The organism is Rubrivivax gelatinosus, from assembly GCF_004340905.1.
Taxonomy (GTDB): domain Bacteria; phylum Pseudomonadota; class Gammaproteobacteria; order Burkholderiales; family Burkholderiaceae_C; genus Rubrivivax; species Rubrivivax gelatinosus.
Genome location: NZ_SLXD01000014.1, coordinates 94304 through 108248, shown reverse-complemented (window position 1 = coordinate 108248; position 13945 = coordinate 94304). Strand labels below are relative to the sequence as shown.

The following is a 13945-nucleotide window of genomic DNA, read 5'->3' as shown; positions in this document are numbered from 1 at the left end:
TGGCCAGCCCTGCAACGCTCGGGGAGGGAGACATGGTCGGCAATGCACCGACCGTGTGCGCAAAACCGGGGGTGCGCGAAAGCCAATCCCGGTATAAGGGCGACCGGCGCGCGGGCCGCGTTCTGCGGCGCGGGCGGAGGATATCGGAGTTTCGATGGAAATCATCCAAAGCGACATCGTGATCGTCGGGGGCGGAGGCGCCGGCCTGCGCGCGGCGATCGCGGTCCAGGAAGCGGACCCCAGACTGAAGGTCGCGCTCGTGTCCAAGGTGGTGCCGATGCGCAGCCACACGGTGGCCGCCGAAGGCGGCTCGGCCGGCGTGATCCGCGACGACGACTCGCTGGACAACCACTTCGACGACACGGTCTCGGGCGGCGACTGGCTCTGCGACCAGGACGTCGTGCGTTTCTTCGTCGAGCGCTGCACCGAGGAGATGGTGCGTCTGGAGCACTGGGGCTGCCCCTGGAGCCGCAAGGACGACGGCAGCATCAACGTGCGCTTCTTCGGCGGCATGAAGGTGCAGCGCACGTGGTTCGCGGCCGACAAGACCGGCTTCCACATGCTGCACACGCTGTTCCAGACCTCGCTGCAGTACCCGGGCATCCAGCGTTTCGACGAGTTCTTCGTCGCCGAGCTGCTCGTCGAGGACGGCCGCGTTCAGGGCGTGCTGGCGATCGAGATCGCCACCGGCAAGTTCTTCCTGCTGCGCGCCAAGGCCGTGATCCTGGCCACCGGCGGCGCCGGCCGTGTCTACAGCCAGAACACCAACGCCGGCATCGTCACCGGCGACGGCATGGGCCTGGCCTACCGCCACGGCGTCGCGCTGCGCGACATGGAGTTCGTGCAGTACCACCCGACCGCCCTGCCCGGCAGCGGCATCCTGATCACCGAAGGCTGCCGCGGCGAAGGCGCGATCCTGACGAACAAGGACGGCCACCGCTACCTGCAGGACTACGGCCTGGGCCCGCTGGACCCGTGGCCGCGCCCGAAGGCGATGGAGCTGGGGCCGCGCGACCGGCTGTCGCAGGCCTTCTGGCACGAGGAGCGCAAGGGCAACACCATCGCCACGCGTCACGGCAGCGCCGTCAACCTCGACCTGCGCCACCTGGGCGCGAAGAAGATCCACGAGCGCCTGCCGCTGATCACCGAGGTCGCCAAGACCTTCGCCGGCATCGACCCGGTGCACGAGCCGATCCCGGTGCGCCCGGCGGTGCACTACACGATGGGCGGCATCGCCACCAACGGCCGCACCGAGACCACGCTGGCGGGGCTCTACGCCGCCGGCGAGTGCTCCAGCGTCGGCATCCACGGCGCCAACCGGCTGGGCTCGAACTCGCTGTCGGAGATCGTCGTCTTCGGCCGCGTCGCCGGCGAAGCCGCGGCGCAGTACGTGCGCTCGGCGAGCGCCGCGGCGCCGGCCTCGCTGGAACGCCAGGCCCGGGCCGCGGTCGCACGCCTGGAAGCGCTGCACCAGCACGAACGCGGCGAACGCGTGGCCGTGCTGCGCGACGCGCTCGGCGAGTGCATGGAGAAGAACGTCGGCATCTACCGCGAGGAGGCCGGCCTGGCCGAAGCCTGTTCGACGCTGGCCGAGCTGCGCGCGCGCTGGCGCGCCGGCGTCAGGCTCGACGACCGCAGCCGCGCCTTCAACACCGAGTGGCTGTCGGCGATCGAGCTCGGCTCGATGCTCGAGGTGGCCGAGGCGATGGCGCACTCGGCGCGCGAGCGCAAGGAGTCGCGCGGCGCCCACCAGCGCCTGGACGGCTACACCGAACGCGACGACGAACGTTTCCTCGTGCACACGCTGGCCGAACGCCGCGGCGACGAGGCCCCGGCGATCTCGCACCGCCCCGTCGTCATCACCACCTCGGCGCCGCGCGCGCGCAGCTACGGCGGCGCCGGCACCAAGGCCATCCTGACCTGAGCCCCATGACGGACACGAACCCGACGCCCGCGACCGGGCGCACGATCGAGATCGAATGCCTGCGCTTCGATCCCGAGAAGGACAGCGCCCCGCATTTCCAGAGCTGGCAGGTGCCGTTCGACGACGACACCTCGGTGCTGCAGGGCCTGCAGTACATCAAGGACCACTTCGACGGCAGCCTGACCTTCCGCTGGTCCTGCCGCATGGCGATCTGCGGCAGCTGCGGCAAGATGATCAACGGCGTGCCGCAGCTGTCCTGCCACGCCTTCCTGCGCGACTACTGGCCGAACAAGGTGCGCGTCGAGCCGCTGGCCAACTTCGCCATCGTGCGCGACCTGGTCGTCGACCAGAACGAGTTCCTCGACAAGCTGGAGTCGGTCAAGCCCTGGATCCAGCCCTGCGAGAACCGCAGCGTCGCCGACGGCCCGAGCCGGCAGACGCCGGCGCAGCTGGACCAGTACTACCAGTTCTCGCAGTGCATCAACTGCCTGCTGTGTTACGCCGCCTGCCCGCAGGTGGGGCTCAAGCCCGAGTTCATCGGCCCGGCGGCGCTGGCGCTGATGCACCGCTACAACGCCGACTCGCGCGACCGCGGCTGGGAGGCGCGGGCCGACGTCGCCAACGCCGAGGAAGGCGTCTGGGGCTGCACGCTGGTGGGCTACTGCTCCGAGGTCTGCCCCAAGGGCGTGGACCCGGCGCACGCGATCAACCAGAACAAGGTGAACAGCACGATGGACTACTTCGGCGTGCGCAAGCTGCTCGCGCCCAAGGGAGGCGCCCGATGAGCCGCTACAAGCCCACGCTGAAGACCTACCAGCGCCCGATGGCCGGCTGGTGGACGAAGAACCCGTTCTACGTGCTCTACATGATCCGCGAAGGCAGCGCGGTGCTGCTGGCGGCCTACGCCCTGGTGCTGCTCGTCGGCCTGGCGCGGCTGGCCCAGGGCGAGGCCGAGTACGAGGCCTGGCGCGCGGCGCTGGCCTCGCCGCTGGCGATCGGATTCCACCTCGTCGCCGCGGCGCTGGTCACGTACCACAGCATCACCTGGTTCGGCGTCATGCCCAAGACGGCGCCCAAGCTGCCCTTCCCGGGGCGGCTGGTCACCATCGGCGGCTGGATCACGGCGCTCGTGGTCTCGATCGGCCTCGTCGCCGTCGTCGCGGGGGTGACACGATGAAACGTTCGCACGAACCGATCTTCTGGTCGCTCTTCGGCGCCGGCGGGGTGCTGTCGGCGCTGGTCGGCCCGGCGCTGATCCTGATCACCGGGGTGCTGGCGCCGCTGGCCATCGTGCTGTCGCCCGACGCGCTCAGCTACGCCCATGTGCACGCCTTCGTGCTGCACCCGCTGGGCAAGCTGGCGGTGCTGGCGGTGATCGCGCTGTTCCTGTTCCACGGCTGCCACCGCATGCTGCACAGCCTGCACGACCTGGGCGTGCACGCCGGGCACGGCGCGGCGGTGTTCTTCTACGGCTTCGCCACCGTGGGCAGCCTGGTCTGCGCGGCGCTGCTGTTCGCGATCGGGTTCTGACTCCCCTTCAGGCGCGCCGGCGGACGGGCGGCGGCGCGCCAGGACTGCATCGACCGCCCGCGCGGGAGCCTCGATGGAGTTTCGTCCGATCCGGTCCATCCTGATCGCCAACCGGTCCGAGATCGCGATCCGCGTGATGCGCGCGGCCAGCGAGATGCGCATGCGCACGGTGGCGATCTATTCCCAGCAGGACCGCCAGGCGCTGCACCGCTTCAAGGCCGACGAGAGCTACCTCGTCGGCGAGGGCAAGAAGCCGCTGGAGGCCTACCTCGACGGCGAGGACATCCTGCGCATCGCACGCCGCGCCGGCGTCGACGCCATCCACCCGGGCTACGGCTTCCTGTCGGAGAACCCCGAGTTCGCCGAGCGCGTGATCGCCGCCGGGCTGCAGTGGATCGGGCCCTCGCCCGAGGTGATGCGCACGCTGGGCAACAAGGTCGCCGCGCGCCACGCCGCGGTGGCCGCCGGCGTGCCGGTGATGCCGGCGACACCGCCGCTGCCGCGCGAGGTCGACGAATGCCGCCGCCTGGCCGAGCAGATCGGCTTCCCGGTGATGCTCAAAGCCAGCTGGGGCGGCGGCGGCCGCGGCATGCGGGTCGTCGAGAGCGCGGCCGAGCTGCCGGCGGCGCTGGAGTCGGCGCGCCGCGAGGCGCTGGCCGCCTTCGGCAACGACGAGGTCTATTTCGAGAAGCTGATCCGCCGCGCGCGGCACGTCGAGGTGCAGATCCTCGGCGACCGGCACGGCAACCTCGTGCACCTGCACGAGCGCGACTGCACCGTGCAGCGCCGCAACCAGAAGGTCGTCGAGCGCGCCCCGGCGCCCTACCTCGACGCCGCGGCGCGCGCCGAACTCTGCGACAGCGCGCTGCGCCTGATGCGCTCGGTGGGCTACACGCACGCCGGCACCGTCGAGTTCCTGATGGACGCCGACACCGGCCGCTGCTGGTTCATCGAGGTCAACCCGCGCATCCAGGTCGAGCACACGGTGACCGAGATGATCACCGGCGTGGACATCGTGAAGGCGCAGATCCGCGTCACCGAAGGCGCCTGGATCGGCGTCGGTGACGACGACCCCGCACGCCCGTCGGCCGGCGTGCCGCCGCAGGCGCAGATCCCGCTCAACGGCCACGCGCTGCAGTGCCGCGTGACGACCGAGGACCCCGAGAACGGCTTCCTGCCCGACTACGGCGCGATCGCCGCCTACCGCAGCGCCGCCGGCTTCGGCATCCGCCTGGACGCCGGCACGGCCTACGGCGGCGCCGTCATCACGCCTTACTACGACTCGCTGCTGGTCAAGGTGACGGCCTGGGCGCCGACCGCCGGCGAGACCATCCAGCGCATGGACCGCGCGCTGCGCGAGTTCCGCGTGCGCGGGCTGGCGACCAATCTGCAGTTCCTCGAGAACGTCATCAACCACCCGAAGTTCGCGTCGGGCGACGTGACGACGCGTTTCATCGAGCAGACGCCCGAGCTGCTGGCTTTCGCCGCGCGCCGCGACCGCGCGACCAAGCTGCTGCGGTTCCTCGGCGAGGTCACGGTCGACGGCAACCCCGAGGTGCGCGGCCGCACGCTGCCGCCGCTGCCGCTGCCCAAGCCGGTGCTGCCGCGCGTCGACGACGAGACGCCGCCGCCTGCGGGCACGCGCCAGCGGCTGCAGCAGCTGGGCGCCAAGGGCTTCGCCGACTGGATGCTGGCGCAGAAACGTGTGCTGATGACCGACACGACGATGCGCGACGCGCACCAGTCGCTGCTGGCCACGCGCATGCGCACCGCCGACATGCTGCCGATCGCGCCGTACTACGCCCGTGAACTCCACAGCCTCTTCTCGCTGGAGTGCTGGGGCGGCGCGACCTTCGACGTCGCGATGCGTTTCCTGAAGGAAGACCCCTGGGAACGCCTGGCGGCGCTGCGCACGCGCGTGCCCAACGTCCTGTTCCAGATGCTGCTGCGCGGCTCCAACGCGGTCGGCTACACGAACTACGCCGACAACGTCGTGCAGCAGTTCGTGCGCACCGCGGCGAAGGAAGGCACCGACCTGTTCCGCGTCTTCGACTCGCTGAACTGGGTCGAGAACATGCGTGTCGCGATCGACGCCGTGCTCGACACCGGCGCCCTCTGCGAAGGCGCGATCTGCTACACGGGCGACCTGTTCGACGGCTCGCGCGGCAAGTACGACCTGACCTACTACGTCAAGACCGCGCGCGAGCTGCAGAAGGCCGGCGTGCACGTGCTGGGCATCAAGGACATGGCCGGCATCTGCCGGCCGCGCGCCGCCGCCGCACTCGTCAAGGCGATCAAGGAGGAGACCGGGCTGCCGGTGCACTTCCACACCCACGACACCAGCGGCGCCGCCGCGGCCTCGGTGCTGGCGGCGATCGACGCCGGCTGCGACGCGGTCGACGGAGCGCTCGACGCGATGAGCGGGCTGACCTCGCAGCCCAACCTGTCCTCGATCGCCGCGGCGCTGGCCGGCACCGAACGCGACCCCGGCCTGCCGCAGGAGGCGCTGCACGCCGCGTCGATGTACTGGGAGGGCGTGCGCCGCTTCTACGCGCCGTTCGAGTCCGAGATCCGCTCCGGCACCGCCGACGTCTACCGCCACGAGATGCCCGGCGGCCAGTACACCAACCTGCGCGAGCAGGCCCGTGCGATGGGCCTGGCGCACCGCTGGACCGAAGTGTCGCAGGCCTACGCCGACGTCAACCGGCTGTTCGGCGACATCGTCAAGGTCACGCCCACGTCCAAGGTCGTCGGCGACATGGCGCTGATGATGGTCGCCCAGGACCTGACGCCGGCCGACGTCGCCGACCCGGCACGCGAGATCGCCTTCCCCGAGTCGGTGGTCTCGCTGTTGCGCGGCGAGCTCGGTTTCCCGCCCGACGGGTTCCCCGAGGCGCTGTCGCGCAAGGTGCTGAAGCTGGCGCCCGAGGCCTCACCGCCGGCGCCCTACCGCCCCGGCGACCGCATCCCGCCGGTGGACCTGGCTGCCGCGCGCGAAAAGGCCGAGCGCGAATGCGGCACCAAGCTCGACGAGCGCGGCCTGGCCTCCTGGCTGATGTACCCGAAGGTGGCGCGCGAGTACCACGAGCACCTGCGCCGCTACGGCGACGTCTCGATGCTGCCGACGCCGGTGTTCTTCTACGGCCCGCAGCCGCAGCAGGAGATCGCCGTCGAGATCGACCCGGGCAAGTCGCTGCTGGTGATGCTGCAGAGCGTCGCCGCCGACGGCGACACGGCGCACAAGGTGCAGTTCGAACTCAACGGTCAGGCGCGCACGGTGCGTGTGCCGCGCGCCGGCGTGCAGGCCGCCGCGGCGCGGCCGATGGCCGAACCGGGCAACCCCTGGCAGGTGGCGGCGCCGATGCCCGGCGCCATCGTCAGCGTCGCCGTCGCCCCGGGCCAGCACGTGGCCGCCGGCGACACCCTGCTGGCGCTGGAGGCGATGAAGATGGAGACCCACGTGGCCGCCGACCGCGAGGCGGTCGTCGAGGCGGTGCACGTCAGGCCAGGCGAGCGTGTGCAGGCCAAGGAACTCTTGATCGTACTGCGGCCGGTGGGCTGATCCACCGGCCGCCGAGCGTGTCGTGGCGGCTCGGGCAGGGGACTGGACGAGCGGACGGCGTTGCGCAGAATGGCCGCAGAGGCTGGCAGCCGCCGGCCATCCGAAAGGTGTGGGCATGTCCGCGACGAAATACGTCTACCTGTTCGGCTCCCGTGTCACCGAAGGTGCGGCCGGAATGAAGAACCTGCTCGGCGGCAAGGGCGCCAACCTCGCGGAGATGTGCCGCCTGGGCATCCCGGTGCCGCCCGGCCTGACGATCAGCACGCAGGCCTGCACCGCCTACACGACGCTGGGCCGTGACCGTGTGCTGGAGATGATCCGCGACGAGGTGCTCGCCGGCATCGGCTCGATCGAGGCCGAGATGGGCAAACGTTTCGGCGACGCCGCCGACCCGCTGCTGCTGTCGGTGCGTTCGGGCGCGCGCGCGTCGATGCCCGGCATGATGGACACCATCCTCAACCTCGGCCTCAACGACGAAGCCGTCGACGGCCTGGCGCGCAAGGCCGGCAACGAACGTTTCGCCTGGGACTCCTACCGTCGCTTCGTGCAGATGTACGGCGACGTGGTGATGGGCCTCAAACCCGTGTCCAAGGAGGAGCACGACCCCTTCGAGGTCGTCATCGACATGGTCAAGGAGGCCCGCGGCGTGCAGCTCGACACCGAGCTCGACGCCTCGGACCTGAAGGAGCTGGTCGCGCGCTTCAAGGCGCTGATCCGCGCGCGCATCGGCCGCGAGTTCCCGACCGACCCCTGGGAACAGCTCTGGGGCGCGATCGTCGCCGTCTTCGACAGCTGGAACAACGACCGGGCGCGCGTCTACCGCGAACTGAACGACATCCCCGAGTCCTGGGGCACGGCGGTCAACGTGCAGGCCATGGTCTTCGGCAACCTGGGAGACCACAGCGCCACCGGCGTCGCCTTCACGCGTGACGCCGGCACCGGCGAGGACCTGTTCAACGGCGAGTTCCTGGTCAACGCGCAGGGCGAGGACGTCGTCGCCGGCATCCGCACGCCGCAGCAGGTGTCGCTGGTCGGCTCGCGGCGCTGGGCCGAACTGGCCCTCGTGCCCGAGGCCGAACGTGCCGAGAAGTACCCGTCGCTCGAGGAGCTGATGCCCGATCTGTACCGCCAGCTCATCGAGGCCGAGACCACGCTGGAGAACCATTTCCGCGACATGCAGGACCTGGAGTTCACGATCCAGGAAGGCCGGCTGTGGATGCTGCAGACACGCAACGGCAAACGCACCGGCGCGGCGATGGTGCGCATCGCGATGGAGATGCTCGAGCAGGGCATGATCGACGAGAAGACGGCGCTCGAGCGGGTCGCGCCCGACCGCCTGAACGAGCTGCTGCACCCGATCTTCGACCCGCGGGCGCTGGCCGCGGCGGCGCCGCTGGCGCGCGGCCTGCCGGCATCGCCCGGCGCGGCGACCGGCCAGATCGTCTTCTTCGCCGACGAAGCCGAGGCCTGGGCCCAGCGCGGCCGCGAGGTGATCCTCGTGCGCCAGGAGACCTCGCCCGAGGACCTGCGCGGCATGAGCGTCGCCAAGGGCATCCTGACCGCACGCGGCGGCATGACCTCGCACGCGGCCGTCGTCGCACGCGGCATGGGCAAGTGCTGCGTCAGCGGCTGCGGCGCGGTGCACGTCGACCTGAAGGCGCGCACGATGACCATCGACGGCACGGTCTACGCCGAAGGCGAGTGGATCTCGCTGAACGGCTCCACCGGCGAGGTCTACGCGGGGCGCATCGCCACGCGCGACGCCGAGCTGTCGGGCGACTTCGGCAAGCTGATGGCGCTGACCGACCAGTACCGCCGGCTGGAGATCCGCACCAACGCCGACACGCCGGAGGAAGCCGCCGTGGCGCGCAAGTTCGGCGCCACCGGCATCGGCCTGTGCCGCACCGAGCACATGTTCTTCGAGGGCGACCGCATCCTCGCGGTGCGCGAGATGATCCTCGCCGACGACGAAGCCGGCCGCCGCAAGGCGCTGTCCAAGCTGCTGCCGATGCAGCGCGGCGACTTCGAAGGCCTGTTCCGCGAGATGGACGGGCTGCCGGTGACGATCCGCCTGCTCGACCCGCCGCTGCACGAGTTCGTGCCGCACGACGACGCCGGCCAGCTGGCGATGGCGCGCGACATGGGGGTCTCGCTGGGCCGCATCAAGCTGCGGGTCGAGCAGCTGCACGAGTTCAACCCCATGCTCGGCCACCGCGGCTGTCGCCTGGGCATCAGCTTCCCGGAGATCACCGAGATGCAGGCGCGCGCGATCTTCGAGGCCGCGCTCAACGCCAAGGCGCGCGGCACGGCGGTGGTGCCCGAGATCATGGTGCCGCTGGTCGGCACGATCCGCGAGCTCGACCAGCAGGCCGCCGTGATCCGCCGCGTCGCCGAGCAGGTGTTCGCCGAACGCGGCGAGACGCTGCACTGGATGCTGGGCACGATGATCGAGACGCCGCGCGCGGCGCTCGTGGCCGACAGCATCGCCAGGAGCGCCGAGTTCTTCTCCTTCGGCACCAACGACCTGACGCAGATGACGATGGGCTTCTCGCGCGACGACGCGGGCAGCTTCCTGCCGCGCTACCTGAAGCTCGGGCTCTACGAGCACGACCCCTTCCGCTCGATCGACCAGAAGGGCGTGGGCCAGCTCGTCGAGATGGCGGTGGCCAAGGGGCGCGCGACGCGGCCGGACATCGAGCTGGGCGTCTGCGGCGAACACGGCGGCGACCCGGCCTCGATCGCCTTCTTCCACCGTGCCGGGCTGCGCTACGTGAGCTGCTCGCCGTTCCGCGTGCCGATCGCGCGGCTGGCCGCGGCCCAGGCGGCGATCGTGTCATGAGCTGATCGTCGGGATCAGGTCCGACCCGTAGAATCTTTCGCATCCTTACGCGACGGCTTCGGGTCGTCGGTCGCACGGCATGTCGTACCTTCCGAGACACCGCGGCGTCCTGCCCGGTCTGCTGGCCCTCGTCGCGTCGACCTCCCCGGTGCTGGCGGCCGCCGACGGTCCGCTCTGGGCCTACCGCGTGCGCCAGGGCGACACGCTGATCGCGCTGCAGGCGCAACTGCTGCGCCCCGGCATCGGCTGGCAGGCGCTGCAGCAGCGCAACCAGGTGGCCGACCCCCGCCGCCTGCCGATCGGCCAGACGCTGCAGATCCCCGTGGCCTGGCTGCGTTCGCGGCCCGTCGAGGCCGAGGTGCTGTTCGTGCACGGCGAGGTCGAGCTGCGCCGCCACGGCGAGGCGCCGCGGCCGCTGGCCTCGGGCGAGCGTGTCGCCGACGGCGACGAGATCGTCACCGGGCCGCGTTCGTCGTCCACGGTGCTGCGTTTCGACGACGGCTCGCGCCTGCTCGTCGAGCCTGCGAGCCGGCTGCGCATCGAGGCGCTGATCCGCCGCGGCGCCAGCGCCTACCGCGAGTCGCGGCTGCGGCTGGACGGCGGCGCCGAAGCCAGCGTGCAGACCCAGCCGCCGGCCCCGCCGCAGCCGCGCCTGCAGATCCGCACCCCGGTCGTGAATCTGGCGGTGCGCGGCACCGAGTTCCGCGCCCGCAGCGACGACAGCGGCACCCGGCTGGAAGTGCTGCAGGGCCGCGTCGCCGCCGGTGCACGCCCGGTGGCCTCCGGGCTGGGTGTCGTCGCCACCCGCAGCGGCGTGCAGCGCGCAGCGCCGCTGTTGCCGGCACCGGCGCTGCAGGCGCCGGCCGCGCCGATGGAACGGCTGCCGCTGGCGTTCTCCTGGCCCCCCCTGCCCGGCGCGGCCGCCTACCGCGCCCAGGTGCTGGACGCCGACGGCGACACCCGGTTGCGCCTGGACGGCCGCTTCGACGCCCCGGCCGCCGACTGGCCCGACGAACTGCCGGACGGCCGCTACCTGCTGCGTGTGCGCGCCATCGGCGCCGACGGCCTGGAAGGTCTGGACGCTCGCGCCGTGATCGAGCTGAAGGCCCGGCCCGAGCCGCCGATGCCGATGCTGCCGACACCCGGCGCACGCGTGGACGCCGGCCGCGTCCTGCTGCGCTGGACGCGCCATCCCGAGGCCGGGCACTACCGCCTGCAGATCGCGGCCACCGCAGACTTCGCCACGCCGCTCGTCGACCGGGAAGTGACGGCCACCGAGGCCGAGGCCGAGCTCGCACCGGGCGACTACGTCTGGCGGCTGCGCAGCGTGCGTGCCGGCGGCGACGCCGGCCCCTGGGGCGAGGCGCTGCCGCTGCAGGTCGTCGAGCCGCCGCCGGCCGAACCACCGAAGGCCGAGGCCGGGTCCGACCGTGTCTCGCTCGCCTGGGCCGCCTCGCCGCGCCCGGGCGTGCACTACGAGATCCAGGTCGCGCGCGACGCCGGCTTCGCCGAACCGGTGGCCGAAGGCCGCGCCGACACGCCGGCCTGGAGCTTCGAGCCCCCGGGCGCCGGGCTGTACCACGTGCGCGTACGCACCGTCGGTGCCGATGGGCAGCCCGGCGGCTGGGGCGCCGCGCAGCAGTTCGAAGTCCCTGGTGCCTGGCGCTGGTGGTGGTTGTTGCCGGCGCTGTTGTGGCTGCTCTGAGCCCTGATCCACGCCGCTGGAGCATCCCCGCCGCAGGCCTGGCCGCCGCCCTGGTGGTGGCGCTGACGCCGCTGCAGTCCTGGTGGTCGCGGCCCCTGGAAGACTGGGCTCAGCGCAGCGCGACACCCTCGGACGCACCTGCCGGCGTGCTGGTCGTCGACGCCGACGACCGATCGATCGAGGAACTCAAGGGCAACGGCGCCTGGCCCTACTCGCGCGACACGCACGCGCTGCTGATCGACGGCCTGCGCCGGCACGGCGCACGCGCCGTGGTGCTGCAGCTGCTGCTGGCCGAGCGCCGCGACACCGTCGACGGCCGCCCGGTGAGCGGCCCGGCCACCGACGGCCGCAGGCTCGACGATCGCCGGCTGGCCGCTGCCATCGGAGCCGGCGGTGCGCCGGTCGTGCTGGCCGCCGCCGGCATCGAGGCCATGGCGCCATCGCCGGCCATCGACGCGGAGACCGCCGCCCAGCGCTGGCGCGAGCTGCTGCTGCCCGCCGGCTCGGTGCAGCCCGACAACCCGGCGGCGCTGCGGCTGGGGGTCGTGACGACGCCGCTGGACGAAGACGGCGTGCTGCGCCACGTGCCGCTGTGGCATGCCGCGGGCAGCCAGCGCCTGCCGGGCATCTCGCTGGCGGCGCTGATCGCCGCAGGCGGCCGGGTCGACTCCCGCTGGCCGGTCGACGCCCAGGGCCGCGTCCAGCCGCTGCTGGGGCCGCCGGGCCGCGTGCCGCGCCTGTCCTACCGCGACGCCTGGATGCTGGCGACGGCCGGCCCCGACGCCCTGCCGCGCGGCCATGAGCTGGCCGAGGCCGTGCGCGGCCGCGTCGTCTTCGTCGGCAGCAGCGCGCTGCTGGCCGGGCGCACGATGACGGTGGCCGGCCAGGCCGACGCCACCGAGATCGCGGCGCAGACCTACACCGCCCTGCGCGACGGCCAGCTCGTGCGGCCCGCGCCCGTGGCGCTGCAGGCGGCCCTGCTGCTGCTGGCGCTGCTGCCGGCGCTGGCGGCCGCGACGACGCGCCTGGGAATGCGCGTTCTGCTGGCGGGCTCGGTGCTGGTCGTGCTGGCGCTGCTGGCCGCCGCCGCGGCGGTGATGCACGCGGCCGCGACGAGCCTGCCGCTGGCAGCCCCGCTGGCGGCAGTGGCGGCCGCGCTGGTCGCGCTGCTGGTGCAGCAGCGGCGCGAGCAGTCCGAGTGCGAGCGCCGCCTGGCGCTCGAACGCGAGGTCGCCGCACGTTCCAGCGCCGCCAAGTCGGCGTTCCTGGCCACCGTCAGCCACGAGATCCGCACGCCGCTGAACGCGGTGCTCGGCGTTGCCGACCTGATGGCCGGCACGGTGATGTCGGCCGAGCAGCGCCGCCACGTCGAGGTCTTCCGCCACGCCGGGCAGACGCTGGCCGCGCTGATCGACGACCTGCTGGATCTGGGCAAAGTCGAGGCGGGGCGCCTGGAGCTGGCGGCGGAGCCCTTCGTGCTGCGGGCGTCGATCGCCTCGGTCGACGGCCTGCTGCGCCCGCGCGCCGAACACAAGGGGCTGCGTTTCGTCGTCGAACTGGCGGATGACCTGCCGGACGGCGTGATCGGCGACCGACGCCGCATCGAACAGGCGCTGACCAACCTGGTCGGCAACGCGATCAAGTTCACCCCTCGGGGCGAGATCGCTCTGCGCGTCTCGCGCACCGCGGCCGGACGCATCGCGTTCGTGGTGAGCGACACCGGCATCGGCATCACGCCCGATCAGCAGCGGCTGGTGTTCGAGCCCTTCGTGCAGGCCGACGAACGCATCTCGCGCGACTACGGCGGCACCGGGCTGGGCCTGGCGATCACGCGGGCGATGGCGCGGCAGATGGGCGGCGAGGTCTCGTTGAGCAGCCAGCCGGGCCTGGGCTCGACCTTCACGCTCGAACTGCCGCTGGCAGCGCAAGACATCCCGGATGCCGCGCCCGCCGGGCCGCCACCGCGGGCGCCCGCCGAGGCTGGGCCGCCGCAGCTGCAGCAGGTGCTGCTGGCCGAGGACAACGAACTCAACGTCTACATCGTCAGCGCCATGCTGGAGGGGCACGTCGGCCGCCTGGAGGTCGCCAACGACGGCCGCGAGGCGCTCGAACGCCTGCGCACGCAGCACTACGACCTGGTCTTCATGGACGTCCAGATGCCGGTGCTGGACGGCCTGTCGGCCACGCGCGAGCTGCGCCGGCGCGAAGCCGAGCAGGGGCTGCCGCGCACGCCGGTGGTGGCGCTCACGGCCAACGCCTATGACGAGGACGTGCGCGACAGCCGCGAAGCCGGCTGCGACGCGCACCTGGCCAAACCCGTGTCGCGCGCCGCGCTGCTGGAGGCGCTGCAGCGTTGGGGCACGCAGCGGCCCGGCTGAGCGCCGA

At 72.2% G+C, this 13945-nt stretch carries 8 protein-coding genes; all 8 read left to right on the top strand.

Translation table 11 applies throughout. From position 1 onward, the window contains the following. Nucleotides 1–154 precede the first annotated feature (154 nt). The 8 genes from frdA (at nucleotide 155) to EV684_RS19950 (ending at nucleotide 13938) form a co-directional block, all read left to right on the top strand. Entirely contained in the window at nucleotides 155–1924 is a 1770-nt protein-coding gene (gene frdA / locus EV684_RS19985) for a fumarate reductase (quinol) flavoprotein subunit (protein ID WP_132649108.1), read from the top strand. A gap of 5 nt (nucleotides 1925–1929) precedes the next feature. Beyond that, nucleotides 1930–2709, top strand: coding sequence for a succinate dehydrogenase/fumarate reductase iron-sulfur subunit (locus tag EV684_RS19980; RefSeq protein ID WP_132649107.1), 780 nt, complete (start codon nucleotides 1930–1932; stop codon nucleotides 2707–2709). Further along, a complete protein-coding gene (locus tag EV684_RS19975; protein ID WP_132649106.1) occupies nucleotides 2706–3101 on the top strand; it encodes a fumarate reductase subunit C in 396 nt (131 codons plus the stop codon). The genes EV684_RS19980 and EV684_RS19975 overlap by 4 nt, the downstream gene beginning before the upstream one ends. Then, nucleotides 3098–3454: a fumarate reductase subunit FrdD gene (gene frdD / locus EV684_RS19970; RefSeq protein WP_009858618.1), complete on the top strand. Its 357-nt coding sequence runs from the start codon at nucleotides 3098–3100 to the stop codon at nucleotides 3452–3454. The genes EV684_RS19975 and frdD overlap by 4 nt, the downstream gene beginning before the upstream one ends. Nucleotides 3455–3527: 73 nt before the next feature. Next, nucleotides 3528–7016 (top strand): pyruvate carboxylase, encoded by a 3489-nt coding sequence (locus EV684_RS19965; protein WP_132649105.1) that lies wholly within the window; start codon nucleotides 3528–3530, stop codon nucleotides 7014–7016. A 115-nt stretch (nucleotides 7017–7131) separates the two neighbouring features. Further along, nucleotides 7132–9855: a pyruvate, phosphate dikinase gene (gene ppdK, locus EV684_RS19960; protein WP_132649104.1), complete on the top strand. Its 2724-nt coding sequence runs from the start codon at nucleotides 7132–7134 to the stop codon at nucleotides 9853–9855. A 79-nt stretch (nucleotides 9856–9934) separates the two neighbouring features. After that, a complete protein-coding gene (locus tag EV684_RS19955) occupies nucleotides 9935–11560 on the top strand; it encodes a FecR domain-containing protein (protein WP_132649103.1) in 1626 nt (541 codons plus the stop codon). Continuing rightward, nucleotides 11548–13938 (top strand): hybrid sensor histidine kinase/response regulator, encoded by a 2391-nt coding sequence (locus tag EV684_RS19950; RefSeq protein ID WP_132649102.1) that lies wholly within the window; start codon nucleotides 11548–11550, stop codon nucleotides 13936–13938. Before EV684_RS19955 ends, EV684_RS19950 begins: the two co-directional genes overlap by 13 nt. The last annotated feature ends 7 nt before the right edge of the window (nucleotides 13939–13945 follow it).

Coding starts and splice junctions, on each gene's coding strand:
- frdA (WP_132649108.1), top strand. CDS start 155: ATGGAAATCATCCAAAGCGACATCGTGATCGTCGGGGGCGGAGGCGCC.
- EV684_RS19980 (WP_132649107.1), top strand. CDS start 1,930: ATGACGGACACGAACCCGACGCCCGCGACCGGGCGCACGATCGAGATC.
- EV684_RS19975 (WP_132649106.1), top strand. CDS start 2,706: ATGAGCCGCTACAAGCCCACGCTGAAGACCTACCAGCGCCCGATGGCC.
- frdD (WP_009858618.1), top strand. CDS start 3,098: ATGAAACGTTCGCACGAACCGATCTTCTGGTCGCTCTTCGGCGCCGGC.
- EV684_RS19965 (WP_132649105.1), top strand. CDS start 3,528: ATGGAGTTTCGTCCGATCCGGTCCATCCTGATCGCCAACCGGTCCGAG.
- ppdK (WP_132649104.1), top strand. CDS start 7,132: ATGTCCGCGACGAAATACGTCTACCTGTTCGGCTCCCGTGTCACCGAA.
- EV684_RS19955 (WP_132649103.1), top strand. CDS start 9,935: ATGTCGTACCTTCCGAGACACCGCGGCGTCCTGCCCGGTCTGCTGGCC.